Origin of the sequence: Aureispira sp. CCB-QB1 (assembly GCF_000724545.1) — a bacterium.
Taxonomy (GTDB): domain Bacteria; phylum Bacteroidota; class Bacteroidia; order Chitinophagales; family Saprospiraceae; genus Aureispira.
The window spans coordinates 1-341 of the sequence record NZ_JHBV01000126.1 but is presented as its reverse complement, the minus strand read 5'-3'; the positions used below and the strand labels follow the sequence as shown (position 1 = coordinate 341).

The following is a 341-nucleotide window of genomic DNA, read 5'->3' as shown; positions in this document are numbered from 1 at the left end:
TGCGCTTCCATCGCTTCTCCTAGCTCTGAGGTCACCAGCATCAACATTTCGCCGACATTGCGCTCTTTATCCCAAAAACCTTTCTCTCGATTGACTTGGTGAATTTGCTGGGCTAAATCATTGATTGTTCGATACGGTGGATTTGGGGTAGAAGGCGCTTGAGCTTGTCGGTAGGCTTTTCTAAGGTCCATCAATAAACTCAAGGCTTTTAAGCCGATCCCCAAATAGCTAACGGACGATTCTTCGGGCGCTGCCTCTGTTTCTGTTGCCTCTTTTTCCTCCATTCTTACCAACGTAAGGTCCTCATCATACTCCAAGCCCAAAGCTGCCCGATTTTCAGC

1 pseudogene is annotated in these 341 nt (G+C 47.8%); it reads right to left on the bottom strand.

What is annotated here, in order from left to right:
- Positions 1-341: pseudogene (locus CG11_RS30665) on the bottom strand (hypothetical protein); the annotation flags it as partial.